This window comes from Pseudomonas sp. GL93 (assembly GCF_003408955.1).
In the GTDB taxonomy this organism is placed as follows: domain Bacteria; phylum Pseudomonadota; class Gammaproteobacteria; order Pseudomonadales; family Pseudomonadaceae; genus Aquipseudomonas; species Aquipseudomonas paracarnis.
In genome coordinates, this window is the sequence record NZ_NKRF01000064.1 from 16,983 (window position 1) to 40,546 (window position 23,564).

At 59.0% G+C, this 23,564-nt stretch carries 19 protein-coding genes and 4 tRNA genes; 14 read left to right on the forward strand and 9 right to left on the reverse strand.

The genetic code is table 11. The annotated features are described in order from the left end of the window. Nucleotides 1–63: 63 nt before the first annotated feature. The gene (locus tag CER19_RS11280; protein WP_014717781.1) at nucleotides 64–996 is read left to right on the forward strand and encodes an ABC transporter ATP-binding protein; all 933 of its coding nucleotides are present in this window, start codon (nucleotides 64–66) and stop codon (nucleotides 994–996) included. After that, the gene (locus CER19_RS11285) at nucleotides 993–1,772 is read left to right on the forward strand and encodes an ABC transporter permease (protein ID WP_003190115.1); all 780 of its coding nucleotides are present in this window, start codon (nucleotides 993–995) and stop codon (nucleotides 1,770–1,772) included. The genes CER19_RS11280 and CER19_RS11285 overlap by 4 nt, the downstream gene beginning before the upstream one ends. A gap of 131 nt (nucleotides 1,773–1,903) precedes the next feature. Here the strand turns inward: CER19_RS11285 and CER19_RS11290 are convergent, their stop codons facing one another. Then, nucleotides 1,904–2,443, reverse strand: coding sequence for a TetR/AcrR family transcriptional regulator (locus CER19_RS11290; protein ID WP_116666480.1), 540 nt, complete (start codon nucleotides 2,441–2,443; stop codon nucleotides 1,904–1,906). Between the two features lie 91 nt (nucleotides 2,444–2,534). Between CER19_RS11290 and CER19_RS11295 the strand changes: the two genes are divergently transcribed. From CER19_RS11295 to CER19_RS11305, 3 genes are all read left to right on the forward strand, one after another. Beyond that, nucleotides 2,535–3,722: an MFS transporter gene (locus CER19_RS11295; protein ID WP_116666481.1), complete on the forward strand. Its 1,188-nt coding sequence runs from the start codon at nucleotides 2,535–2,537 to the stop codon at nucleotides 3,720–3,722. A gap of 111 nt (nucleotides 3,723–3,833) precedes the next feature. After that, the gene (locus CER19_RS11300; RefSeq protein WP_116666482.1) at nucleotides 3,834–4,982 is read left to right on the forward strand and encodes a TDT family transporter; all 1,149 of its coding nucleotides are present in this window, start codon (nucleotides 3,834–3,836) and stop codon (nucleotides 4,980–4,982) included. Nucleotides 4,983–5,041: 59 nt separating this feature from the next. Then, nucleotides 5,042–6,916, forward strand: a complete 1,875-nt coding sequence (locus CER19_RS11305; protein WP_116666483.1) for an MFS transporter — start codon at nucleotides 5,042–5,044, stop codon at nucleotides 6,914–6,916. A gap of 108 nt (nucleotides 6,917–7,024) precedes the next feature. On the opposite strand, the gene sugE is transcribed toward CER19_RS11305, so the two are convergent. Next, nucleotides 7,025–7,339: a quaternary ammonium compound efflux SMR transporter SugE gene (gene sugE / locus CER19_RS11310; protein ID WP_116666484.1), complete on the reverse strand. Its 315-nt coding sequence runs from the start codon at nucleotides 7,337–7,339 to the stop codon at nucleotides 7,025–7,027. A 334-nt stretch (nucleotides 7,340–7,673) separates the two neighbouring features. Here sugE and CER19_RS11315 point away from each other — a divergent pair, with 334 nt between their 5' ends. Beyond that, nucleotides 7,674–9,401 carry a M91 family zinc metallopeptidase gene (locus tag CER19_RS11315; protein ID WP_116666485.1) on the forward strand — a complete coding sequence of 576 codons (1,728 nt, stop codon included), beginning with the start codon at nucleotides 7,674–7,676 and terminating at the stop codon, nucleotides 9,399–9,401. A gap of 141 nt (nucleotides 9,402–9,542) precedes the next feature. On the opposite strand, the gene CER19_RS11320 is transcribed toward CER19_RS11315, so the two are convergent. Both CER19_RS11320 and rdgC read right to left on the reverse strand, forming a co-directional pair. Then, a complete protein-coding gene (locus tag CER19_RS11320) occupies nucleotides 9,543–10,499 on the reverse strand; it encodes a bile acid:sodium symporter family protein (protein WP_116666486.1) in 957 nt (318 codons plus the stop codon). Between the two features lie 166 nt (nucleotides 10,500–10,665). Then, nucleotides 10,666–11,586, reverse strand: a complete 921-nt coding sequence (gene rdgC, locus CER19_RS11325) for a recombination-associated protein RdgC (RefSeq protein ID WP_005786703.1) — start codon at nucleotides 11,584–11,586, stop codon at nucleotides 10,666–10,668. A 159-nt stretch (nucleotides 11,587–11,745) separates the two neighbouring features. Between rdgC and CER19_RS11330 the strand changes: the two genes are divergently transcribed. From CER19_RS11330 to CER19_RS11345, 4 genes are all read left to right on the forward strand, one after another. Then, nucleotides 11,746–11,821, forward strand: a tRNA-Val gene (locus tag CER19_RS11330). Nucleotides 11,822–11,840: 19 nt separating this feature from the next. Further along, a tRNA-Asp gene (locus CER19_RS11335) sits at nucleotides 11,841–11,917 on the forward strand. A 177-nt stretch (nucleotides 11,918–12,094) separates the two neighbouring features. Then, nucleotides 12,095–12,170 (forward strand) — tRNA-Val (locus tag CER19_RS11340). 19 nt (nucleotides 12,171–12,189) lie between these two features. Beyond that, nucleotides 12,190–12,266 (forward strand) — tRNA-Asp (locus CER19_RS11345). Between the two features lie 89 nt (nucleotides 12,267–12,355). On the opposite strand, the gene CER19_RS11350 is transcribed toward CER19_RS11345, so the two are convergent. Next, nucleotides 12,356–13,489, reverse strand: coding sequence for a catalase family protein (locus tag CER19_RS11350; RefSeq protein WP_116666508.1), 1,134 nt, complete (start codon nucleotides 13,487–13,489; stop codon nucleotides 12,356–12,358). A 29-nt stretch (nucleotides 13,490–13,518) separates the two neighbouring features. Then, the gene (locus CER19_RS11355; protein WP_116666487.1) at nucleotides 13,519–15,327 is read right to left on the reverse strand and encodes a di-heme-cytochrome C peroxidase; all 1,809 of its coding nucleotides are present in this window, start codon (nucleotides 15,325–15,327) and stop codon (nucleotides 13,519–13,521) included. Nucleotides 15,328–15,574: 247 nt separating this feature from the next. On the opposite strand from CER19_RS11355, the gene CER19_RS11360 reads away from it, so the two are divergent. The 4 genes from CER19_RS11360 (at nucleotide 15,575) to CER19_RS11385 (ending at nucleotide 18,571) form a co-directional block, all read left to right on the forward strand. Further along, on the forward strand, nucleotides 15,575–16,315 hold the full coding sequence (locus CER19_RS11360) for an FKBP-type peptidyl-prolyl cis-trans isomerase (RefSeq protein WP_116666488.1): 741 nt from the start codon (nucleotides 15,575–15,577) through the stop codon (nucleotides 16,313–16,315). Between the two features lie 996 nt (nucleotides 16,316–17,311). Beyond that, entirely contained in the window at nucleotides 17,312–17,767 is a 456-nt protein-coding gene (locus CER19_RS11375; RefSeq protein ID WP_116666490.1) for a YkvA family protein, read from the forward strand. A 97-nt stretch (nucleotides 17,768–17,864) separates the two neighbouring features. Continuing rightward, the gene (locus CER19_RS11380; protein WP_116666491.1) at nucleotides 17,865–18,203 is read left to right on the forward strand and encodes a helix-turn-helix transcriptional regulator; all 339 of its coding nucleotides are present in this window, start codon (nucleotides 17,865–17,867) and stop codon (nucleotides 18,201–18,203) included. Continuing rightward, on the forward strand, nucleotides 18,200–18,571 hold the full coding sequence (locus CER19_RS11385; RefSeq protein WP_005786715.1) for a hypothetical protein: 372 nt from the start codon (nucleotides 18,200–18,202) through the stop codon (nucleotides 18,569–18,571). The genes CER19_RS11380 and CER19_RS11385 overlap by 4 nt, the downstream gene beginning before the upstream one ends. Here the strand turns inward: CER19_RS11385 and CER19_RS11390 are convergent. From CER19_RS11390 to CER19_RS11400, 3 genes are all read right to left on the reverse strand, one after another. Continuing rightward, nucleotides 18,568–20,337: a bifunctional diguanylate cyclase/phosphodiesterase gene (locus CER19_RS11390; RefSeq protein WP_116666492.1), complete on the reverse strand. Its 1,770-nt coding sequence runs from the start codon at nucleotides 20,335–20,337 to the stop codon at nucleotides 18,568–18,570. The genes CER19_RS11385 and CER19_RS11390 overlap by 4 nt on opposite strands. 117 nt (nucleotides 20,338–20,454) lie before the next feature. Further along, nucleotides 20,455–22,536 (reverse strand): carboxy terminal-processing peptidase, encoded by a 2,082-nt coding sequence (locus CER19_RS11395; protein WP_224796967.1) that lies wholly within the window; start codon nucleotides 22,534–22,536, stop codon nucleotides 20,455–20,457. A gap of 361 nt (nucleotides 22,537–22,897) precedes the next feature. After that, nucleotides 22,898–23,551: an HAD family phosphatase gene (locus tag CER19_RS11400; protein WP_116666493.1), complete on the reverse strand. Its 654-nt coding sequence runs from the start codon at nucleotides 23,549–23,551 to the stop codon at nucleotides 22,898–22,900. Nucleotides 23,552–23,564 lie beyond the last annotated feature (13 nt).

Consider the following 23,564-nt stretch of genomic DNA (forward strand, 5'->3'; position numbering starts at 1 on the left):
TGAACTACCTGCGGTGTGCCTTCATCTATTCTTTCTATTCCCTTCTTTGGTGCGTATTTCCATATGAGTTCCGCTCTGTCCATCCGGCAGCTAACCAAAACCTACGGCAACGGTTTCCAGGCCCTGAGTGGTATCGATCTGGACGTTGCCGAAGGTGACTTCTTCGCCTTGCTCGGCCCCAACGGTGCCGGCAAATCCACCACCATTGGCATTCTCTCCACCCTGGTCAACAAGACCAGCGGCACGGTGAATATCTTCGGGCATGACCTGGACAAATCCCCGGCGGCGCTCAAGCGCTCCATTGGTGTGGTGCCCCAGGAATTCAATTTCAACCAGTTCGAAAAGACCTTCGACATTGTCGTGACCCAGGCTGGCTACTACGGCATTCCGGCGAAAGTCGCCAAGGAACGCGCCGAGCAGTACCTCACCCAACTGGGCCTGTGGGACAAGCGTGACGTGCCTTCGCGCTCGCTGTCCGGTGGCATGAAGCGACGCCTGATGATCGCCCGCGCCCTGGTGCATGAGCCGCGCCTGTTGATCCTCGACGAACCTACCGCCGGCGTGGACATCGAGCTGCGCCGCTCGATGTGGACCTTCCTCACCGAACTGAACGAGAAGGGCATCACCATCATCCTCACCACCCACTACCTGGAAGAGGCTGAGCAGTTGTGCCGCAACATCGGCATCATCGACCACGGCACCATTGTCGAGAACACCAGCATGCGCAACCTGCTGGGCCAGTTGCATGTGGAAACTTTCCTGCTCGACCTGAAGAACAACCTGTCGGTGGCGCCGCAGTTGCTCGGCTACCCAAGCCGGCTGGTGGACAGCCACACCCTGGAGGTGCAGGTGGATAAAGCCATGGGCATCACCGCGCTGTTCACCCAGTTGGCGACTCAGAACATCGAAGTGTTGAGCCTGCGTAATAAAACCAATCGCCTTGAGGAGTTGTTCGTGTCCCTGGTGGAGAAAAATCTGGCGAAGGTGGCGGTATGAGTTCCGAACTGCAACCCAACCTTGTCGCGCTGCAAACCATTGTCTATCGCGAAGTGAAGCGCTTTACCCGGATCTGGCCGCAGACCCTGCTGCCACCGGCGATCACCATGGTCCTGTACTTTGTGATCTTCGGTAACCTGATCGGCCGGCAGATCGGCGACATGGGTGGCTTCACCTACATGGAATACATTGTGCCGGGACTGATCATGATGTCGGTGATCACCAACTCCTACGGCAACGTGGTGTCGAGTTTCTTTGGCAGCAAGTTCCAGCGCTCCATCGAAGAGCTGATGGTCTCGCCGGTGTCACCGCACACCATCCTCATCGGCTACACCTTGGGCGGCGTGTTGCGTGGCCTGATGGTGGGAGTGATCGTGACGCTGCTGTCGCTGTTCTTTACCCACCTGCAGGTGCATCACCTTGGGGTCACTATTCTAGTGGTCGTGCTGACGGCGACGATCTTCTCGCTGCTGGGCTTTATCAACGCCGTGTTCGCACGCAACTTCGATGATATTTCCATCATTCCGACCTTCGTGCTCACGCCGCTGACCTACCTGGGCGGGGTATTTTACTCCATCACCTTGCTGCCGCCGTTCTGGCAGACGGTGTCCCTGGCCAACCCGGTGCTGCACATGGTCAATGCCTTCCGCTACGGCATTCTGGGCGTGTCGGATATCAAGATCAGTGTGGCGATCACTTTCATGATCGTCGCCACCATCGTCTTGTATATCGGCTGCGCGCGGTTGCTGGTGAGTGGGCGTGGGATGCGTACCTAGCCGCTGACGGCACGCGGTACAAAATGTGGGAGCGGGCTTGCTCGCGAATGCGGTAGATCAGTTGCTGATGCATTGACTGACACGACGCCTTCGCGAGCAAGCCCGCTCCCACATTTGCTATGTGCAGGGCTTTAAGCCTTCAGTGCCAGCTCGATCAGGGCATGCAGTTCTTCTACCGCCAACGGTTGGGCCGAAAACAGAATACGAAATACCGTCGGTGCGGCGAGCAGGTTGATCAGATGGTCAACGCTCGGCGGCTGTTCCTGCGGATAGCGATCAACAATCACCTGCAACTGCCCACTCAGGATGCTCACGCAATACCCTGGCGTAGGGCTGCTTTGCACGTCGCGCATCATATTGCGGCCTACGTCCGAACTCATCTCATCCAGGTATTGCTCGGCCCAGGCTTGCAGGTCGCCACGCAGGCTACCGGTGTTGGCCGGTTCGGTATCGGGGCGCATTCGGGCCAGGGCGACGTCGGCGAGCAGTACTGACAGATCGCCCCAGCGCCGGTAAATGGTCGACGGCGTGACGCCAGCACATGCCGCAATCATCGGCACGGTGACGCTGGAACGCTCATGGGCTTCCAGCAATTCGCGCACCGCTCTGTGGACGGATTCTTGTACCCGGGCACTACGGCCCCCCGGGCGGAGGCCTTCTTTGATCGCCATGGGCAAGACCTTAACACAAAGAATTTGCTTTAAGCGCCAGCGAATAGCACACTGCACAAAAGCAAAATATTAGCTTTAGCGGAGCGTGCCCATGTCCAGTGTCATCTCTCAGCGGTCCAGCCTGGCGTTTCTGGTGATCACGGTGCTGACCTTTCTCGCCGCCTCCAGCGCGCCGACGCCGTTGTACCAAGTGTATCAAGACCACCTGCATTTTTCGGCGGCCATGCTCACGGCCATCTTTGGTGTCTATGCCGTGAGCCTGCTGGCGGCGCTGCTGACGGTGGGGTCGCTCTCGGATTACCTGGGGCGCAAGCCGGTGATCTTCGCCGCGCTGCTGCTCAATAGTGTGGCGATGCTGCTGTTTATCGTTGCTGACAGCACCGCCTGCCTGCTGGCCGCCCGCGCGTTGCAGGGCTTCGCGACTGGCACTGCCACAGCGGTATTGAGTGCGACGCTGCTCGATACCGACCGTGTCCGCGGCCCGATGCTCAACAGCCTCGCACCGATGCTCGGCATGGCCAGTGGTGGCCTGGGCAGCGGGCTGCTGGTGGAGTTCGCGCCGTGGCCAACCCAATTGATCTATTACACCCTGCTGGGCTTGATGGTGTTGCAGGCTCTTTATGTCTGGCGCCTGCCTGAAACGGTCAGCCGCATACCAGGCGCCTTGAAGTCCCTGGCGCCAACTCTGCATGTGCCACCGCAGGCGCGCCGCGCCTTGTGGCTGGCGATGCCATTGAATGTGGCCGTGTGGGCGCTGGGTGGGTTCTTTTCCTCGTTGGCGCCGTCGTTGGTACGTGTCGCCACCGGGTCGACCTCGCACTTGATCGGCGGCGGGCTGGTGGCGGTGGTGACCTTGAGCGGCGCGGTGATGATCTACAGTCTGCGCAACCACGCGGCTGACAGGGTCATGCGCCTGTCGGCTGCACTGCTGGCCGTGGGCGTGGGGTTGCTGCTGGTTGCCGTAAGCACCGCCAGCCTGTGGCTGTTCTTTGTCGCCAGCGTGATCGCAGGCCTGGGTTTCGGCGGCGGTTTCATGGGCAGTGTGCGCAGTATCGTGGGCCTGGCGTTGCCCCATGAGCGGGCGGGCCTGATGTCGGCGTTCTATGTATTGAGCTACCTGGCGTTCTGCGTGCCGGCGCTGTTGGCGGGTAACCTGAGCCGTGTGTTTGGCCTGATCGCGACCACGGACGGCTACGGTGCGGTGCTTATCTTGCTGTCTCTGGGGGCCCTTGGTGGGTTGTTGTGGCGGGACTCGGCGCAGGCTAGGGCGAGGGCATGATCGTGGTTAATATAGATAAAACAGATAACAGTTAGAGATATTACCCGTTATATAGATATTCGATCAGGTTCTATCATGGCCTCAACCTCATATGAGGAAGAGGATTAACCCATGACCTGCTCGACCACTCACCGCTACAAACCCTTCAGTCACCTGGCCCGTCCCCGGGAAGTGATTCGCCAGTTCACCCCGAACTGGTTTGCCGCGACCATGGGCACCGGTGTGCTGGCGCTGGCCTTGGCCCAACTGCCAGTCAACCTGCCCGGCTTGCACGCTGTCGCCGAAGGCCTGTGGCTGTTCACCATTGGCCTGTTTGTGCTGTTCAGCGTGCTGTATGCCGCCCGCTGGGTGATGTTTTTCCACGAGGCGCGACGCATCTTCGGGCACTCCACCGTCTCGATGTTTTTCGGCACCATCCCCATGGGGCTGGCGACCATTCTTAATGGCTTGCTGCTGTTCGGCCTGCCGCGCTGGGGCGGTGATGTGATCCCGTTGGCCCAAGCCTTGTGGTGGCTGGACGTCGCCATGTCCCTGGCCTGCGGCGTACTGATCCCGTTCATGATGTTCACCCGCCAAGAGCACAGCATCGACCAGATGACCGCCGTCTGGCTGTTGCCCGTGGTGGCTGCCGAAGTGGCAGCGGCCAGCGGCGGCTTGCTCGCGCCGCACTTGGCCGATGCCCATTCGCAGTTAGTGATGTTGGTGACCAGCTACGTGCTGTGGGCGTTTTCCCTGCCGGTAGCGTTCAGCATCCTGACCATCCTGATGCTGCGCATGGCCTTGCATAAGTTGCCTCACGCCAACATGGCAGCGTCGAGCTGGTTGGCGCTGGGCCCGATCGGTACCGGTGCCCTGGGCATGTTGCTGCTCGGTACGGATGCCCCTGGGATCTTCGCCGCCAATGGCCTGGCCAGTGTCGGTGAAATGGCCCATGGCCTGGGCCTGATTGCGGGCATCACCCTGTGGGGCTTCGGCTTGTGGTGGATGTTGATTGCGGTGTTGATCACCCTGCGTTACCTGCGCGCCGGTATCCCGTTCAACCTGGGCTGGTGGGGTTTCACCTTCCCATTGGGGGTTTACGCCTTGGCCACGCTTAAATTGGCGAGCCTGTTGCAGTTGGCGTTTTTCAGTGTGTTTGGCAGTGTGCTGGTGGTTGCGCTGGCGCTGATGTGGTTGATCGTGGCCAAGCGCACCGTGCAGGGCGCTTATAAAGGCGAGCTTTTTGTTTCGCCTTGTATTGCCGGGCTAGCGAATAAGTAAGCAGGATTAGGTAAAGTCGTGGCCTGATAAATAAAGGCCACGCAGGAACACGGACGACGATGAGCCATCCTTCCCAATTCACCTTGCTGCGCACGCGGCGCTTCTTGCCGTTTTTCATTACCCAGTTGCTGGGCGCGTTCAACGACAACATCTTCAAGCAGTCGCTGATCCTGGCCATCCTTTACAAGCTCACCATCGAGGGCGACCGCTCCATCTGGGTCAACCTGTGTGCCTTGTTGTTTATCCTGCCGTTCTTCCTGTTCTCGGCGTTGGCCGGGCAGTTTGGCGAGAAATTCAACAAGGACGCATTGATTCGTGCGATCAAGATCGGCGAGATCGTGATCATGGCCGTCGGCGCGGCGGGCTTCCTGACCAATCATCTTGAATTGATGCTGTTGGCGCTGTTTGCCATGGGCACGCACTCGGCGCTGTTCGGCCCGGTGAAGTACTCGATCATGCCCCAGGCCTTGCACGACGATGAGTTGGTCGGCGGTAACGGCCTGGTGGAGATGGGCACGTTCCTGGCGATTCTCGCCGGCACTATCGGTGCCGGGATCATGATGTCTTCCACCCATTACGCGCCGGTGGTGGCGGTGGCGATTGTGGCCGTGGCGGTGCTGGGCTACCTGGCCAGCCGCAGCATCCCGCGCGCAGCGGCTTCGACACCGCAACTGCGCCTGGACTGGAATATCTTCACTCAGTCGTGGGCGACGTTGCGCATGGGCCTGGGGCAGACGCCGGCAGTGTCGCGCTCCATTGTCGGCAACTCGTGGTTCTGGTTTGTCGGTGCGATCTATCTCACGCAAATCCCGGCGTACGCCAAGGAGTGGTTGTACGGCGACGAAACCGTGGTGACCTTGATCCTAACGGTGTTCTCGGTGGGCATCGCCCTGGGCTCGATGCTGTGCGAAAAGCTCTCCGGGCGTAAGGTAGAAATCGGCCTGGTGCCGTTTGGTTCGTTTGGCCTGACCGTGTTCGGCCTGCTGCTGTGGTGGCACTCCGGCGGCTTCCCGCAGAACGTGCAACCCAACGATTGGCTCGCGGTGCTCAGCTACGGCCAGGCGTGGTGGGTGCTGCTCGATATCCTCGGCCTGGGTGTGTTCGGCGGCTTTTACATCGTGCCGCTGTATGCGCTGCTCCAGTCGCGCACCGCCGAGAACGAACGGGCGCGGGTGATTGCGGCCAACAACATTCTCAATGCACTGTTCATGGTGGTCTCGGCCATCGTTTCGATCCTGCTGTTGAGCGTGGCCAAGCTGTCGATTCCCGAGCTGTTCCTGGTGGTGTCGCTGCTCAACATCGCGGTTAACACTTACATCTTCAAAATCGTCCCCGAGTTCACCATGCGCTTCATGATCTGGCTGCTCAGCCATTCCATGTACCGCGTGGAGCATCGCAACCTGCAAGCCATTCCGGATGAAGGCGCGGCGTTACTGGTGTGCAACCATGTGTCGTTTGTCGATGCGCTGTTGATTGGCGGCGCAGTACGTCGGCCGATTCGCTTTGTCATGTACTACAAGATCTACCGCTTGCCGGTGCTCAATTTTATCTTCCGCACCGCCGGGGCGATTCCGATTGCCGGGCGCCATGAAGACATCCAGATCTACGAACAGGCGTTCGCGCGCATTGCCCAGTACCTCAAGGATGGCGAGTTGGTGTGCATCTTCCCGGAAGGCAAGCTGACAGCCGATGGCGAGATGAATGAGTTCCGGGGTGGGGTAACGCGTATCCTGGAGGAGGCGCCGGTGCCGGTGATCCCGATGGCATTGCAGGGGTTGTGGGGGAGTTTCTTCAGCCGCGATCCGAACAAGGGCTTCTTCCATCGGATCTGGTCGCGGGTAGTGTTGGTGGCTGGGGAGCCGATTGCTGTGGAGGCGGCAACGCCGGTGCAGTTGCAGGCTGTGGTGGGTGGTTTACGCGGGAGTGTCAGGTAGCTTGTCGTTGTTTGTCAGGGCCTCATCGCAGGCAAGCCAGCTCCCACATTTGATTGTATTCACAATTCAAAAGGTGGGAGCTGGCTTGCCTGCGATAGCGGTAGTGGCTTAAGTGGAAACCTTGAGCCCAATGAGTCCACAAATAATCAACGCCACACTGGCCAACCGAAACAACGCCATGGACTCCCCAAACAGGATAATCCCGGCAATTACAGTGCCCACGGCGCCCACGCCGGTCCAGATGGCATAGGCGGTGCCCAGCGGCAACTCCTTCATGGCCAGCCCCAGCAACCCAAGGCTGACGGCCATGGCGGCAATCGTCAGGGCGGTGGGCAGCGGCTTGCTGAACCCGTCGGTGTACTTCAGGCCCACGGCCCAGCCCACTTCAAACAACCCGGCAAAAAACAGAATGATCCAGGACATGATGACCTCGCTTCTATCAAAGTGGGGTCGTCCCCGGGTAAGCGCTTGATAGCGTCGCGAGGTCGTCCTCGCGTAGTTCGCTAGAGTGCCGAAATTAAATCAGGTGATCAAGTTTACGGCGCGGCTTCCAGCGCACGGCTGTTTTGTGCTCGCTCATGCGACGTCAATGGCTGCCCCTTTTAAATTGAGGGGTTTGGGAGAAATCGCCGGTGCGCAGGTTGAGTTCTATGTTTTAGCGCAGGAGTCAGGAAGTTTTCGCCCAATGGCAAGGAACGGCCTCCACCAGTAACACCACAAAAGATTCGTAAGTCCGAGTGTTAATTGGAGGTACACAATGGAAACTTCTTCTGTTGCAGCATCACCCGGTTCACGATCTTACGAAAATGAAAATAACAACGAAAGTCATCGCCAGGCGGCTGATCCTGCCAGGCAGGAAGCACGCGCTGCTCCAAACACGGCGAATGTGCAGTTGATGTTTAACAACGCAAATGATGCTCCCCCGGTAGAGTTCAGTTCTGCCCGGGCGGGACCGATTACCTATGGTGAAAACACCAGCGGCGATAACGAGTCTCAGCGGCAGGCGAGGCAAGCTGCTGCGTCGCAGGACGAACCGTACTACCGGTATGGTCCTAGTCGAGAGGAAGTCAAGGCTGCTGCCCGTGGTCAGCAAGGACAAATAAATTTTGGCGGGCAAGAGCCTGTTCGCATCAGTACGGACCATTATGAAGATGGCAATGTCACCATTGAGCGCGGCTCCGCCAATGACGCTGATGATCCTTCAAAGCAAAGTGAGCATGTTCTGTTATCTACCGGTGATGGCGACGACAGAGTCCATGTTGAAAGAGGCAGAGATGGAGGGCTTGTTGCGCACGTTAATGGACAGTCGTACCACCTGCCTTTCCAAAATTACTCTGCTGATCAACAGCGTCTTTACATTGATACCGCGGGTGGGCGCGATGGCGTCAGTCTCGACTATGGGGGGCGTGAGCAAACCTTTGTCAATCTCGGCGCGGGTAACGATATCTTCTATGGCGGGGCAGGCCGGACAAATGTATTTGGTGGAGACGGTTCTGACATCATCAACCTGGGCAGCGGTGATAGCTATGCAGAGGGAAATGATGGCAATGACTTCATCACCGGCGGTACTGGCAATACGGTGATATATGGTGGCAAGGGGAGTGATGAGCTGCGTGCGGGCGGTGGTCCGGATGCAAAAATCAGCTACGTGGACGGAGGACAGGGTAACGATTTAATTTATGGCGGCAGAGGGCGCAATATATTGCATGGCGGGGGCGGTGACGACATCATTTATGGTGGTGACCGCAATGTTATATACACGGGACGAGGGCAGGACACCGTCACGACTTATAACCCATCCGATATCGTATATGGGCAACGCGGGGTGGATAATTTTAATGGTGTGCGTTCACCTGCAAACGTTCGTCATTTAGACGCTTCGAGTAACGGTAGCAGCATCAAGATCGAGGGGAGCGAAGATTTCATCCAAAATATGGAAGACAACCTGGAGTTTCTGCGCAGCTCACCCACCGGGCAGGGGATGCTGGCAGAAATCGATTCCCTTGCCGCGCCGATTACCCTTCGAGAGGGAGTGGATGGAAGCTCCTACCATCATCGCGATCCAGATAGCCCTCCCTCGCCTCAAGACGCCAATCGTCTCGAAAATGACCCCGCGTACGGCTTTATATCAAACGGTGTCCGAGGGGCGCCTGCGACTAATCCCGTGCTGATTCATGAGCGAAGTTTCATCACTCCCGGACACGGGCGCCCCCCTGCCGTGATTCTCTTTCACGAGCTTAGTCATGCGGTCAACGGCGGTCAGGGTACCTTTCTACCGGGCTATACGTTTGTAGGCCATCCTGATCCGGATTTTGCCTGGGAGAGAAACCTGGAACGCCAGGCTGTTGGACTTCCTACCAGTCATCAGCCTTTTCGGTTCCTGGGTCGTAACTTTTCGGCCTCCACCTACAACCCATGGCCGTATAACGAAAACGCTCTGCTGGCGGAGTTGAATTTGCCTCCACGTCAAAGATACTTCGACTAAGGCATTAATACAGCGCTCAGAGGTGTTGAAGCATAGGTGCAAGCAAGGCCCTGCACTTGCTTGCGCCACGTTCGCTATAGGTAGGGCAATCGCTTGGTGTGTCGCGAGGTCATCCCCGCGAAGTTCTCTGGAGAGCTGAAGTTACGCGGCGTCTGATGCGCGGCGGTCTTCCTTCTCGCTCATGCGACGGAAGTAGGTAGAAAGCAATGCGCCGGAAATATTGTGCCAGACGCTGAACAACGCGCTGGGTACCGCCGCCAACGGCGAAAAGTGTGCACTGGCCAGCGCGGCACCCAGCCCGGAGTTCTGCATACCGACTTCCAGCGCCAGCGACTTGCGTTGCGCCAAGGGCAACTTGAACAGGCGCCCGGTGAAGTAGCCCAGCAGGTAACCGAAGCTGTTGTGCAACATCACCACCGCCATGATCAGCAGGCCCGACTCGGCAATCTTGCCTTGGCTTGCGGCAACCACGGCCGCGACGATGATCACAATGCTGATCACCGACACCAGTGGCAGCACGTCCACCGCATGCCTTACCCGATCACCGAGCAAGCGCTGCGCGACCACGCCCAGTACGATGGGCAGCAGCACCACTTGCAGGATCGACCAGAACAGCTCCATGAACGACACCGGCAGCCAGGCCGAGGCCAGCAGCCAGATCAATGCTGGTGTGAGCAGCGGAGCGAGGAGGGTGGTGACCGCGGCAATCGCCACCGATAACGCCAGGTCACCCCGGGCCAGCCAGGTCATGACGTTGGACGACGTGCCACTTGGGCAACAGCCGACCAGGATCACGCCGACGGCAATTTCCGCCGGTAAATGGAACGCCTGGCACAGCAACCATGCCACGCCCGGCATGATCACGAAATGCGCGACCACGCCCAAGGCCACGCGCCACGGGTGACGAGCGACTTCGGCGAAGTCTTCCAGTTTCAAGGTCAACCCCATGCCGAACATCACCAGGCCCAGCAGTGGGACGATGGCGCTTTTCAGGCCGATGAACCAGCTGGGTTGGAGAAAGGCGACAACGGCAAAGATCAACACCCAGTAGGCAAAGGTGTTGCCGACGAAGCGGCTCAAGGCGGCGAGTGCGCGCATGGGGATGTCCTTTTTTATTCGATTTCTGAGTTGTCGATGCAATCAAATGTGGGAGCTGGCTTGCCTGCGATAGCGGTGTATCAGTCGGCACTGTTCTGGCTGACACTCCGTTATCGCAGGCAAGCCAGCTCCCACACTGACGGTGCCCACATTGGATCGGTGTTGCTTAGATGCCCTGTGGTGTCTCTTCGCCGCCCAGTGCCTCAACCAACGCCGGCAGGAAATCGCCGAAGGTCAGCATCATCAAGGTAAAGCTGGCATCCAGTTGGCCCAGGGCTTCATCACCGCCGTCCTGTTCCGCCTGGTCTTGCAGCAGGTCTTCGAACTTCAGGCGCTTGACGGTCATCTTGTCGTCGAGCATGAAGGACAACTTGTCCTGCCACGCCAGGGACAGTTGGGTCACGACCTTGCCGGTGGTCAGGTGCAGTTGGATCTCTTCGCCGGTCAGGTCCTGGCGCTTGCAGCGCACGATGCCGCCGTCTTCGTGGGTGTCGCGCAGTTCGCATTCGTCGAGGACGAAGAAGTCATCGGCCGGTTTCTGAGTGGTGACCCAGTCGGTCATGATTGCAGTCGGGGCGGTTTTTACCGTCAGCGGGCGGACCGGCAGGGTGCCGATCACTTCGCGCAGGGTCGACAACAGGTCTTCGGCGCGCTTGGGGCTGGCCGAGTTGACCAGGATCAGGCCCTGTTTCGGCGCGATCGCAGCGAAGGTCGACGAGCGACGGATAAAGGCGCGCGGCAGGAAGGCCTGGATGATTTCATCCTTGATCTGGTCGCGCTCCTTCTTATAGACCTTGCGCATCTGCTCGGCTTCGATCTCTTCGACTTTCTCTTTAAGTGCATCACGCACCACGCTACCCGGCAGGATGCGTTCTTCCTTGCGGGCGGCGATCAGCAGGAAATCGCCGCTGACGTGAACCAGGGGAGCATCTTCACCTTTACCGAAAGGCGCGACGAAACCGTAAGTGGTCAACTCCTGGCTTGCACAAGGGCGCGCCAGTTTGGTGGCCATGGCCGCTTCCAACGCCTCGGCATCAACAGGCAGATCTTGGGTCAGGCGATAGATAAGCAGGTTCTTGAACCACATGGGGTGAGTCTCTCCTCTATACAAAGGGGGGCATTATTCTCTTGATCACGCCGCAGGCCAACCCTGCCTAAGCCATTGGAAGGGCTGAAAAAAAAGATTTAAGAAAGTGCTTGCCAGACTTAGGGTCGCTCCGTAGAATGCGCGCCACACCGAAACGAAGGGTGATTAGCTCAGCTGGGAGAGCATCTGCCTTACAAGCAGAGGGTCGGCGGTTCGATCCCGTCATCACCCACCATTCGCTTCAAGTGTTACGCGCAGCGGTAGTTCAGTCGGTTAGAATACCGGCCTGTCACGCCGGGGGTCGCGGGTTCGAGTCCCGTCCGCTGCGCCATATTCGGTCACCTGGAACACTGAACGCCAGGTAGCCAAAGAAAACCCGCTCATTGAGCGGGTTTTTTTCTGTCCGAAATATGGCAAAAAATCGTGTACTAAACTTTTTTTAAATAAATTGCATTTAAATCAAGACATTACGGTTTTTTGGTGTATGATGCGCCCACACCGAAACGAAGGGTGATTAGCTCAGCTGGGAGAGCATCTGCCTTACAAGCAGAGGGTCGGCGGTTCGATCCCGTCATCACCCACCATTCGCTTCAAGTGTTACGCGCAGCGGTAGTTCAGTCGGTTAGAATACCGGCCTGTCACGCCGGGGGTCGCGGGTTCGAGTCCCGTCCGCTGCGCCATATTCGGTCACCTGGAACACTGAACGCCAGGTAGCCACAAGAAACCCGCTCATTGAGCGGGTTTTTTTTCGCCTGCGATTTAACGCACCTTACGGTGCGTTGCGGCTGTGGCGGTAATCGCTGACGGCTTCGTACACCGCTTTGCGCAGCCGGTTGATGCCGCCGATGGGGCGGTGGGCTTCCAGCCCGAACCAGGGGTTGAACGACTGGTTATCGCACGCCAGGTTCTGCGCCGGCGTGTCGAAGTCCTGGGCGGGAATCCTGACCTTGGCCACGGTTTCATACGGCGCGTCGCTTTCCTTCCATTCGATGCTGGTGTCTTCGATGGGCATGAACGCCTGCGGGTTTTGCCGCTGGATCTGCAGCACAAAACACGCGTCTACGCGGTCGGTGGACAGTTGCTGGTTGAGGGCGCTGCGCAAGAAGTTGGGCAGGTCCTGGTTCTGTTTGGGCAGCACATAATCCGGGCAACTTTGCGGGTCGGGCGCGACGCGAAACTTGGCGTTGGCCGCGCCAAACTTATAAGGCGACACTGAAAAGTAAGTCGTCTGCGTCGGGCTGGCCGGTGCGGGCGCCAGGGTTGCCAGGGCGATAAACAGGTGACGCACTTGCCAGCTGCGCGGGTCGAGCTTGGGAAAGAACGCCAGGACCTTCTTGCCATCCGCTTGCGCACCGATGTTCTGCGCGTATTCCGCGACATCGCTGACAAAGAAGTTCGGGTGGCTGAACATCACGAAATCCTGCTCGGTGCGCGCTTGCTGGTCGGCCATCAGTTGCTTGCCCGGCACGTCCAGCAGCTTGATCGCCATGCCGCGGGCATCGCGGATGCTGTCGAATTGCGGATAGGCATTGCCGTTGGACAGGCGCATCGTCGCCTGCCAGGTCTTGCCCGGCTCGGCGAAAACACCCTGGCGCAAGGCCGGGTCGAGATCCGCCAGAACGCTGACCTCGGCTTTCACGCACCCATGGGCCTTGGCATGGGCATCGCGCAGGTAGCGAGTGCCTTCGCGATGCTGGTCAACGATGCGCACGGCGGTCTGGATGATGCCTTGGGTCATCGCCGCTTCACCCGGCGGGATCTGTTCCTTCACCGACACCGGGCCCCTGTGCTGCCAGGCAAACCAGGCCGTGGTCAGCACCCACCCCAGCAGGCCCAGGCCCAGCAGCCACAACAGGGTTTTGCCAACAAAGGCGCCAAGGCGCAGCCAGAGACGAGCAAGCATGGAGCGGTCCTTGTTTTGCGATCGGATAATCATGGCAGTTGTTGCTCCAGCGGGCCGCCCAGCACCTTGAGGTATTCGAGCAGCGCCCAGCGTTCCTGCGGCAGCAAGCCGCGGCCGATCACGCCATTGCCACGTTCGCCGGCACGGAATTCGTGGCCGCTGTTGTGGTTGCCGGTGATTCGGGTATCGAACACGAAGGCATTCTTGAAGGCGATGGTCTCAAACCCCAGGTGACGCGGGTCGTAGTTGAAGGTGCCTTTATAGAAGGTGGTGCTGCGTTCGTCCTGGGGCGAGAGCAGTTGGTAGATCGTCGGCACCGAACCATTGTGCAGGAACGGTGGGGTGGCCCATACGCCTGCCAGTGGCCGCGCCTTATAGGCACGCAACTCGCGCACGCCGATGGGCAGGCCGAACCCGTCCAGGCCTGGGCGCTCGGCCGTGGTAACGCCGGCCGCACGGTAGGCATGCTCTTCGACGAAGGCCGTGACATAGGCCAGGCCTTGGGCCACCGACATTTTCTTCAGGTCCAGCGGCGCGGTGGGGGTGGGGTGCAGTTCGACATTGAGCCGGGCCAGTTCGGCCGGGTCCCATTGCAGCGCGCTGAGGTCATAGCGTTGATCGGCAATGTTGTTGGCCGTGCCGGGGTCGGTGCCGATGTAGTCCACCGGCAGCATTTTCAACTGCTGCACCGGGCGGCCGTTTTCTTGGGTGACGGTGGGTAGGTGGCAGCCGGCGCAGTTCTCGGCAAAGAGTGCGCGGCCCTGGGCGGCGAGGGGTTTGTCGATGGCACCGAACAAGTCTTGCGGCCAGGTCGGCGGCTTGAGGCGTTGCAGGGTTTCTTCGATCAGGTGCAGGTCGCGCACCCGTACGCTGGACGGGTAGCGGGCCTCGCCCTTGAGCGGTTGCCCGGCAGCGTCGAAAAACGCCAGGGTCGCGCCTACGCCAAGGGCTTCGCCGATATTGCGCGCCATGGGCTGCTGGGCCGAGCCATTCCACTGCACCCAGTCGAAGGTCCAGATATCCCACAGTTGCGGGTAGTCCACCGGCGCATTGGCGACGCGATAATTGTCTGGGGAAATAGCGTCGCCAAAACTGGCGTTGGCGATGCGTCCAAAGGCGTCAGTACGGCCCGGGCCTTCTTCGGTGGGATAAAGGCCGCGGTGGGTGTCATTCCAGGCGACTTTAAGGAACTGGTTCAGCGATTGCTTGAAGTCCTTGCGCAGTTGATCGCGCTGGGCGTCGTACTGATCCCCCAGGACCTTGTGGGCAAAGCGCTCGAACTTCCACGGGTTGTAATAGGTAGCGGCCAGGCTGGCGACCAGAGCCTGGCCGAAACTGCCGCCGCGCAACGTGGGAACGCTGGAGGGCAGTACGTGTTGCGCCGAGCCACCGTCGATGCGCAGGGCCTGGCCCTTGAAGTGCAATTCGCCGGTGTGGCAGGCCGCACAGGTGATATCCAGGTACTGAGCCTTGCTGTCGGCGTTCTGGTGCCGGGCGAAACCTACCGGCAGGTTGCCAGGGTTTTGCGCGGTGGGTACCTGCTTGGGGTCGACCAGGAAGCCAAAGCGCGCCAGGTACTCCGGCGCGGCAAAGCGTTGCTCGGAAAACGGCAGTTCCAAGGCGGTGAACCAGTCGTAGTGCAGGCCTTTTACTTGGGTACCCTGGGGCGTGAAGTAGTAGGTCTGGCGGTCGTCGGCACTCCATTGCTCCTGGTAGTGCACCTGCTTTACTGGCACGTAGTCCGGCAGCTTGGGGTTGAGGGTGTAGTAGAGCACCACGGCCAGAATCAGGCCCAGTGCGATCAGTATCAGGAATAAAACACGGGAAAAAATGCGCAAGATAACTATCCTTGTCGAATTGTCGCGTTGTTATGCCACTGCGCCACAGGTGCGGCAAGTAGCAATTAGCCCGCTATCAGGCGGTCCCGCGATCCGTCGCGGGGCCCCATGATAAATGGAAATGCTTTTAAACACGTGAACTTATCAGAAGTTTCCTGCTCACATGCCGGTAGCCATTGGTCGTGGCCGCCTGATAAGCTCGCGACTTTATTCGAATGCCCTTATGGCGCATGAACAAGGAAATAGCATGAAACAGCATCGGTTGGCGGCGGCGGTGGCCCTGGTTAGCCTGGTACTTGCGGGTTGTGATTCGCAGACCAGCGTAGAGCTGAAAACCCCGGCGCAAAAAGCTTCCTACGGCATCGGCCTGAACATGGGCAAGAGCCTTGCCCAAGAAGGCATGGACGACCTGGACTCCAAAGCTGTTGCCCAGGGCATCGAAGATGCCGTCGGCAAGAAAGAGCAGAAGCTCAAGGACGATGAGCTGGTTGAAGCGTTTGCCGCACTGCAAAAGCGTGCTGAAGAACGCATGACCAAAATGAGCGAAGAGTCGGCAGCCGCTGGCAAGAAATTCCTCGAAGACAACGCCAAGAAAGACGGTGTCGTCACCACCGCTTCCGGCCTGCAGTACAAGATCGTGAAGAAGGCCGACGGCGCCCAGCCTAAGCCAACCGACGTGGTGACTGTTCACTACACCGGCAAGCTCACCAACGGCACCACCTTTGACAGCTCCGTAGATCGCGGTAGCCCGATCGACCTGCCGGTCAGCGGCGTGATCCCGGGTTGGGTCGAAGGCCTGCAACTGATGCACGTGGGCGAGAAGGTCGAGCTGTACATCCCGTCCGACCTGGCCTACGGCGCCCAGAGCCCGAGCCCGGCGATCCCGGCCAACTCCGTGCTGGTATTCGACCTGGAACTGCTGGCCATCAAGGACCCAGCCAAGGCAGAAGCGACTGACGCGCCTGCTGCACCAGCCGCCAAGAAGTAATCGGCGACTGAACACACAACGCCCCGTCTCGACGGGGCGTTGTTGTTTTCGGGACTGTATCAAACGATGCAAAAAATTTCTGTGTGAGCTGGCTTGTCGGGTCGCCGCATCGCTGTGATGAAGGCCTTCCAGCCGCCACTTACTTACCTGACGTCCCGCACTCCAAATGTGGGAGCTGGCTTGCCTGCGATTGCCATAAGTCTTTACACAACACTACAGGCTGTAGCAGCCAACGCTAACTACGATGCGAAGCGAGCCGCTCTTGATCTTGATCTGCTTGTGATCTTGATCTCAGGCGCCCCGTTAAACCACGCTGGCCGAACGCAGGTTTGAATTCGTGGGTAACCCGGCAGGACGCCGGGTTAGCCGTCCTGGGCCAAGGATGGCCCATGACGGCGACCCACGGATTCAAGCCGGAGTGAGGGCGCACCGAGCCTAGGCGAGGTGCCGAGTGGTGGGGCAAGAGCCCTTTTGGTTACTTTTGGGGCTCTTTTCCAAAAGTGACCCGCTGTCTGAACCCTAAGTGACCGTTACCGCAGGAATGGATATGTACTCGGTATAATTGTGTCGACTGTGAGGCCGTCATCGCAGGCAAGCCAGCTCCCACATTTGGAGCCCGGGGTTGTCTGGGAGATAGGCATCGGCTGGCAGGCCGCCGCGGGAGCAAGCTCCCTCGCCACAGGGGGCAGCTTCGTACCGGAGTCGTACAGATACTTATGACTTTCGCAAGCCAGGCAACCCCTGCATTGAAGCCTCTGCAAATCCAAACGAACGTCCGCAACCGGACACAGTCTGATATAAGACTCGAGCACGGGTAGCCGCACATACATGCCAAGTCAATGAATTCTTGGGTTTTTTTTATGTGCGCAAAAAACGCCCGATCTGACTGTAGGCCTTGTAGTCCGTGGCTTTCAGCCGATAAAACAGGCTCTGTTCACAAGGTTATCCACAATTTGTGTGGATAACCTTTTATATCGCCTGGAACTGGAGTGCCCTATGAAACCACCGTTCAATTTCACCCGTTTCCTGCCTATGGCCGCACGCTTGCTCGGTCGCGGGCGCTTGCCAACCTTGTTGTTTGCAGTTGCAGCCAAAGGCTCAAGCCAAGGCAACCGGCTCGGCCAGCTCAAGGACGATCTCAAATTGCTTCAGGCCCTTTGCCTGGCTTACTGGCGTGGCGAATACCGTGCCATCAGCCCGAAGGCGCTGATTTCGGTGGTAGCAGGGCTGATGTACTTTCTCAGCCCGATTGATGCGATTCCGGACTTTCTCCCCATGTTCGGCATGCTCGACGACATCGCCGTGCTGGCATGGGTCATGAAGACCCTGAGCGGCGAACTGAGCGCCTTTCGTGTGTGGCGCGATGCGCAACGCCCGGAAAAACTCGCAGTGGTTGAGCGCCTGCCAGCGACGCCTGAACTGCTGGCCCAGGAAAACCCGCAAAAAAACTAATGATGCCTGGTATCCCCCGGCGACCTTAGTGGCTGTTAGGATTACACTTCTAAGGAAAGAACTTACTTAGTAAGTGTTTTTATCCTACGGGGCAGTCATGGATATTCAGATCATTTCACGCGATGGCGCACCCGAATATGCGGTGTTGCCATGGGACCAGTATCAGGCGCTGCTAAAAGCCGCCGGTCAGCAGCAACCTACACCCGCTTCTTCCTCTGCCGCCTCTATCGCCATCGATCAGGACCTGCGCCCGCTCGCAGCCCTGCGCGGCCTGCGTGAAGCCAAGGGGCTGGCTATCGAGACCCTGGCACGCACAGTGGGGATCAGCCCCTCGTACCTTGGTTTGATTGAAAGTGGTGAACGCCAGCCGGATGCCGCCATTCGCCGCAGCCTGGCTTGGGAATTGGGCGTAGCAGGTTGGAGGGATGAGTCTTGAGCCTACGTATTAGCCGTCAACATTGGGATGGGTTGCTCAACGAACTGGATCAGGCGCGGCGCCAGCGGCATTTGCTCACGTACCGTGCGCTGCTTGAGCGTCTGCAATTTCCCACGCCGGCGATGCAGACCCTGGCGGCGGCCCTGGAGCACCTGGCAGCGCTGGATGCCAAGGCGGAGCAACCGCTGCGCAGTTCCCTGGTGATCAGCCAGGGGGCCAGCCGCCTGCCGCGCACCGGTTTTTTCGAATGTGTGGAGCGCCTGGGGCGGTTCAGCGGGCCTTCCGATGGCGTGGCCGCCGCGTCCTGGCATGCATCCGAAGTGGTGCGGGTGTTCGAGTACGAGTACCCGGAGTCTGCCGAGGCCTAAAGCGCCTGGGCGCAGGTGTCCATGCTGTCGATCACGTGGATGCTGTAGCCCGCAACATCCTTGGCATGGTGCTTGGCTTGTGAGGCCAGCTCTGCCAACTGGCTGGCATCGAGTTGTGCGCAGGCCTGTGGATACAAGTGCACTACACCAATGGACAGCGACAGCAACGCAAATTCCTGGCGCGCGCCCTGGCGATTGAGCGCCACGAAGCACCCAGCCTCCAGGTGTTCGGCGCGGTAGAAGCGCCGGCATTGGGTGTGGAAATCGTCCAGCAGTTGGTTGAGCCGCTTGCGCCAGTCCTGCGGGCCCAGCACCAGCAGAAAGTCATCGCCGCCAATGTGCCCGACAAAGTCGCGGCTGGGGTCTACCCGGTCATTGAGGCACTGCGCCAGGCACAGCAGCACTTCATCCCCGCGCCCGTAGCCGTAGATATCGTTGAACGGTTTGAAACTGTCGATATCCACATAGCAGATCACCGACTCGCGCTGTTGCTGCAGCAGCCGGGTGAGGCACTGCTGGATCGGCACATTGCCAGGCAGCAAGGTCAGCGGGTTGGCGTAGCGGGCCTGCTGGATTTTCAGCTCCGTGATCAACTTGAGCACGTCGATGACCCGACCCAGCCCCAGGTAATCACTGTTCAGGGTGATGATGAAATCCTCTTCGATGCGTTGCCGTGCGCGGCTGGTGAGTAAACGGCTGACCTGTTGCAAGGACTGGCTCAGCTCCACCGCCAAAAAATCATCGCTCATCAAGCGGCTGATGGGTTTGCGCGCGAACAAATCGGTCGCGAACGGCTTGAGCAACGCGTCCGATAGCGAATGCCGGTGCACAATGCCGACCGGGCGACCGCGGCCGTCCAATACCGCCAGCGAGTTGAGGTTTGCCTGGCGGCGGAACGATTCCAGCACTTGGGCGGTGGCGGTGTCTTGATCCACGGCGGGTTGCTCATTGAGCAGGGCGCTGAGGTCACTGCCTTCGTCATTGAGGGCCAGTGTGGCGTTATCCGGCTTGGGCAGCATCAGGCGCGCTTCCTGCGGCGGCTTTTCCTGAGGGCGGCAGAGCAGGTAGCCCTGGACCAGGTCGACGCCCATCTCGGTTAACACCGCCAGTTCTTCTGGCAACTCGATGCCCTCGGCAATCACTTGGGCGCGGGACGCCCTGGCGATCTGCAGGATCGAGCCGACAAACTCACGCTTGAGGGCGTCCTGGTGAATGCCGTCGATAAAGTGCCGGTCGATCTTCACGTAGTCCGGGCGCAGTTCGGACCACAACCGCAAGCTGGAATAACCGGCGCCCAAGTCATCCAGTGCGATGGCAAAACCCATGTCGCGGTAGTGGTGCAAGGCGGTTTGAAGCAGGGCGAAATCATCGGTGGGCGCTTGCTCGGTGAGCTCGATCACCACCTGACTGGGAGAAATACCAAAGTCGCGCAACAGTTGCAGGGTGCGCCCTGGCTGATGCGCGTTCTCCATCAAGGATTCCGGCGAGATATTGAGGAACAGCTTGCCGGGCAGTTTCTGTTCGCTGAAGCGCCGGCATGCACTCTCTCGACACGCCATGTCCAATTCGCTCAGGCGCCCGGCGTGGCTGGCCACCGAGAACAGTGCCACGGGGGAGTGCAGCGGGCTGTTGGACGGGCCACGACTGAGGGCTTCATAACCGAGGATGCGCCGCTCCGACAGGCAGATGATCGGTTGGAACAGGCTGTGCAAACTGCCTTGAGCCAGGATTGAGCCCAATGCATTCAGCTGTTCGGTCATGGTCATGGCGGTCTCGATCAAAAAAAAGGACCGCAGGCGTAAACCTGCGGTCCTTTTATTTCACGACAGAATGATGTCTATATGATGACACTCCGAGGAGCGATCACATTAAATCGCCATCATTTACTGTTTGGCCACCTGCTTGGTGATTTTCAGATAATCCAGCAGGATCCGGCCAGTCTCGGCCAAGTAAGCGTCGTCTTCCGGCTTGGTTTTATCCGCCTCGGTTGGCAGCGCGTCTTCATCTTCTTTCTTCAGCTCTTTGAGCGGGTCTTCACCCTTGGCCTTGCGGCGGGTGTTTTCCAGCACCAGTTGCTGATTCTCGATGCTGGAGTGCTGTGCACGGCGATCCGCTTCGTTGAGGCTGACGGTCTTCTCTTCCATCAGCTTCTTGGCCAAGGCCAGCTTGTCGCGGATAAACACGAACTCGGCGTCCTTGGCGGAGCGGGTGTCATGGTCAGCCTTCAACTGAGCCAGGAAGGGCTTGAACGGATCCGACGCCGGCTTGATCGCAGGGCGGATGGTGTCCCACGGCATGGCTTCAGGCAGGGCGCTTTCGCCGATTTCCTTGGTGTCGATGATCGACGGGAAATCGATATCCGGCAGTACGCCCTGATGCTGGGTGCTCTGCCCGGAAACCCGGTAGAACTTGGCCAGCGTCAGTTTAAGCTCACCATGGTTCAGCGGCTGGATGGTCTGCACGGTGCCTTTGCCGAAGGTCTGGCCGCCGATGATCAATGCACGGTGGTAGTCCTGCATGGCGCCGGCGAAAATCTCCGAGGCCGAAGCCGAAAGGCGGTTGACCAGCAGCGCCATCGGCCCTTTGTAGAAGGCCCCCGGGTTCTCGTCTTCCAGCACGTCGACACGGCCGTCAGCGTTGCGTACCAACACGGTCGGGCCCTTGTCGATAAACAGGCTGGTCAGCTCGGTGGCTTCCTGCAGGGAGCCGCCGCCGTTGTTGCGCAGGTCGATGACCACGCCGTCGACTTTCTCTTTCTGCAGTTCTGTCAGGATTTTCTTCACGTCGCGGGTGGTGGACTTGTAGTCCGGATCACCGGCACGGAACGCCTTGAAGTCCAGGTAGAAGGCCGGGATTTCAATCACGCCCAGCTTGTAGTCCTTGCCATCCTGCTTGAGGTTGAGGACTTTCTTCTGCACGGCCTGGTCTTCGAGCTTCACCGCTTCACGGGTGATGGACACGATCTTGCTGGTCTGGTCGTTCGGTGCATTGGTATGCGGAATCACTTCCAGGCGCACCACGCTGCCTTTAGGCCCACGGATCAGCTTGACCACTTCGTCCAGGCGCCAGCCGACCACATCGACCATCTCTTTGTCGGCCTGGGCCACGCCGATGATCTTGTCAGCCGGTGCCACTTGCTTGGTTTTGTCTGCCGGGCCTGCCGGCACCAAACGTACAATCTTCACCTGGTCATTGTCGCTTTGCAGGACGGCACCGATGCCTTCCAGGGACAGACTCATATTGATATCGAAATTTTCCGCGTTATCTGGCGACAGATAATTGGTGTGCGGGTCGTAGGACATCGCAAAGGTGTTGATGTAGGCCTGGAAGATATCCTCGGCACGGGTCTGGTCCAGGCGCGCCAGCTGGTTCTTGTAGCGCTTGGTCAGCAGTTCTTGAATGGCCTTGGGCTCTTTGCCGGCGATCTTCAAGCGCAGCACTTCGTCCTTGACGCGTTTGCGCCACAGGTCGTCCAGCGCCGCGGTACTGGTCAGCCAAGGAGCGTCCTTGCGGTCCACCAGAAGGGTTTCTTTCTGTGTGAAGTCGAGCTTGTCGATACCTTTGTTCAGCTCACCCAACGCGAAGTCCAGACGCGCTTTGACGCGGTCCAGGTAACGCTTGTAGATGGTGAAGCCGGGCTGCAGGTCGCCGCTCTTGAGGAAGTCGTCGAACTGGGTCTTCCACTTGTCGAACTCAGCGATATCGCTGGCCAGGAAGTAGCTGCGCGACGGGTCCAGCAGCTTGAGGTAGCTGTCGTAGATGATCACTGAGCGAGCGTCGTCCAGCGGCGGCTTGCTGTAGTGATGGCGCTTGAGCAACTCGACGACGTTAAGGCTGGCAATCACCTCATCGCGATCAGGCTGAAGGTTGTCCCAGCTATTGGCTGCGAACGTATTGGTCGACATCGACGCGAAGCCGAGACCAATGAAAAAAGCGAGGGCGGTGCTGGGGAACAGATGCTTCATGCTGATTCGACGCGGGGGCAATTGATAACGCATATTAGGCCGTCTTTGAGGGAGCCGGTTCCATATGGTCCGGTCGCATAATGCAAAAAGCCCGGCGCTACAGCATCGGGCTCAGTCCAGACTCACTATGGAGGCACTGTGAAAGCATTGCAAGGCGTTGAGGGGCATGTGGAGGGTTAGAAGAACCCAGTCCTACATTCGATGTAGTCCATATTGCCAACAGCCTGACCGAATCCTAGATTGAAATGCCGTCAGTGTGGGAGCTGGCTTGCCTGCGATAGCGGTGCACCAGATGAAGAATTCTTCACTGTTGCACCGCTATCGCAGGCAAGCCAGCTCCCACAGGTTGATCTCTATTGATTCAGGTCCAATGGTGGATCGGCCAGCCGGCCTGTTCGGCATGGGCGCGCAATACGGGGTCCGGGTTCACCACCTGCGGGTGATCCACCTTGAGCAGCAGCGGCAAATCATTGCGCGAGTCCGAATAGAAATAGGCGCCTTCAAGGGTTTCACCTTCCTGCTCCAGCCATGCCAGCAAGCGCGTGATCTTGCCCTCACGGTAGGTCAGTACATCGACGGTATGGCCGCTGTACACGCCGTGGCTGACCTCCAGGTTAATCCCCAGCACTTCCTCGATACCGATACGCGCAGCAATCGGCGTGACCAAGTGAGTGCCCGAAGCGGAAATCACCAGGATCCGGTCGCCGTTCGCGCGGTGGCGGGCGATGGTCTTGGTGGCGTCGCTGTAGATCAGCGGCTCGATCACTTCCTCGACCCACGGCTCCACCAGGTGCTCGATTTCTTCCGGGGTACGGCCGATCATCGGCTCCAGGCTGAAATCCATGAAATCTTCCATCCGCAGCTTGCCCTGGCTGTAGGCATCCATCAGCTCGTTGTTCCTGCGCATGAACGACTCAGGGTCTACCCAGCCGAGGCGGCCCATCTGTTCGCTCCACAGCGTGGCGCAGTCCCCGTGGATCAGGGTGTCGTCCAGATCAAAAATTACCAATGCCATCGGTGATGCTCTC

Coding starts and splice junctions, on each gene's coding strand:
- CER19_RS11280 (WP_014717781.1), top strand. CDS start 64: ATGAGTTCCGCTCTGTCCATCCGGCAGCTAACCAAAACCTACGGCAAC.
- CER19_RS11285 (WP_003190115.1), top strand. CDS start 993: ATGAGTTCCGAACTGCAACCCAACCTTGTCGCGCTGCAAACCATTGTC.
- CER19_RS11380 (WP_116666491.1), top strand. CDS start 17,865: ATGGATATTCAGATCATTTCACGCGATGGCGCACCCGAATATGCGGTG.
- CER19_RS11390 (WP_116666492.1), bottom strand. CDS start 20,337: ATGACCATGACCGAACAGCTGAATGCATTGGGCTCAATCCTGGCTCAA.
- CER19_RS11360 (WP_116666488.1), top strand. CDS start 15,575: ATGAAACAGCATCGGTTGGCGGCGGCGGTGGCCCTGGTTAGCCTGGTA.
- CER19_RS11305 (WP_116666483.1), top strand. CDS start 5,042: ATGAGCCATCCTTCCCAATTCACCTTGCTGCGCACGCGGCGCTTCTTG.
- sugE (WP_116666484.1), bottom strand. CDS start 7,339: ATGTCCTGGATCATTCTGTTTTTTGCCGGGTTGTTTGAAGTGGGCTGG.
- CER19_RS11295 (WP_116666481.1), top strand. CDS start 2,535: ATGTCCAGTGTCATCTCTCAGCGGTCCAGCCTGGCGTTTCTGGTGATC.
- CER19_RS11375 (WP_116666490.1), top strand. CDS start 17,312: ATGAAACCACCGTTCAATTTCACCCGTTTCCTGCCTATGGCCGCACGC.
- CER19_RS11400 (WP_116666493.1), bottom strand. CDS start 23,551: ATGGCATTGGTAATTTTTGATCTGGACGACACCCTGATCCACGGGGAC.
- CER19_RS11350 (WP_116666508.1), bottom strand. CDS start 13,489: ATGCTTGCTCGTCTCTGGCTGCGCCTTGGCGCCTTTGTTGGCAAAACC.
- rdgC (WP_005786703.1), bottom strand. CDS start 11,586: ATGTGGTTCAAGAACCTGCTTATCTATCGCCTGACCCAAGATCTGCCT.
- CER19_RS11300 (WP_116666482.1), top strand. CDS start 3,834: ATGACCTGCTCGACCACTCACCGCTACAAACCCTTCAGTCACCTGGCC.
- CER19_RS11320 (WP_116666486.1), bottom strand. CDS start 10,499: ATGCGCGCACTCGCCGCCTTGAGCCGCTTCGTCGGCAACACCTTTGCC.
- CER19_RS11395 (WP_224796967.1), bottom strand. CDS start 22,536: ATGAAGCATCTGTTCCCCAGCACCGCCCTCGCTTTTTTCATTGGTCTC.
- CER19_RS11290 (WP_116666480.1), bottom strand. CDS start 2,443: ATGGCGATCAAAGAAGGCCTCCGCCCGGGGGGCCGTAGTGCCCGGGTA.
- CER19_RS11315 (WP_116666485.1), top strand. CDS start 7,674: ATGGAAACTTCTTCTGTTGCAGCATCACCCGGTTCACGATCTTACGAA.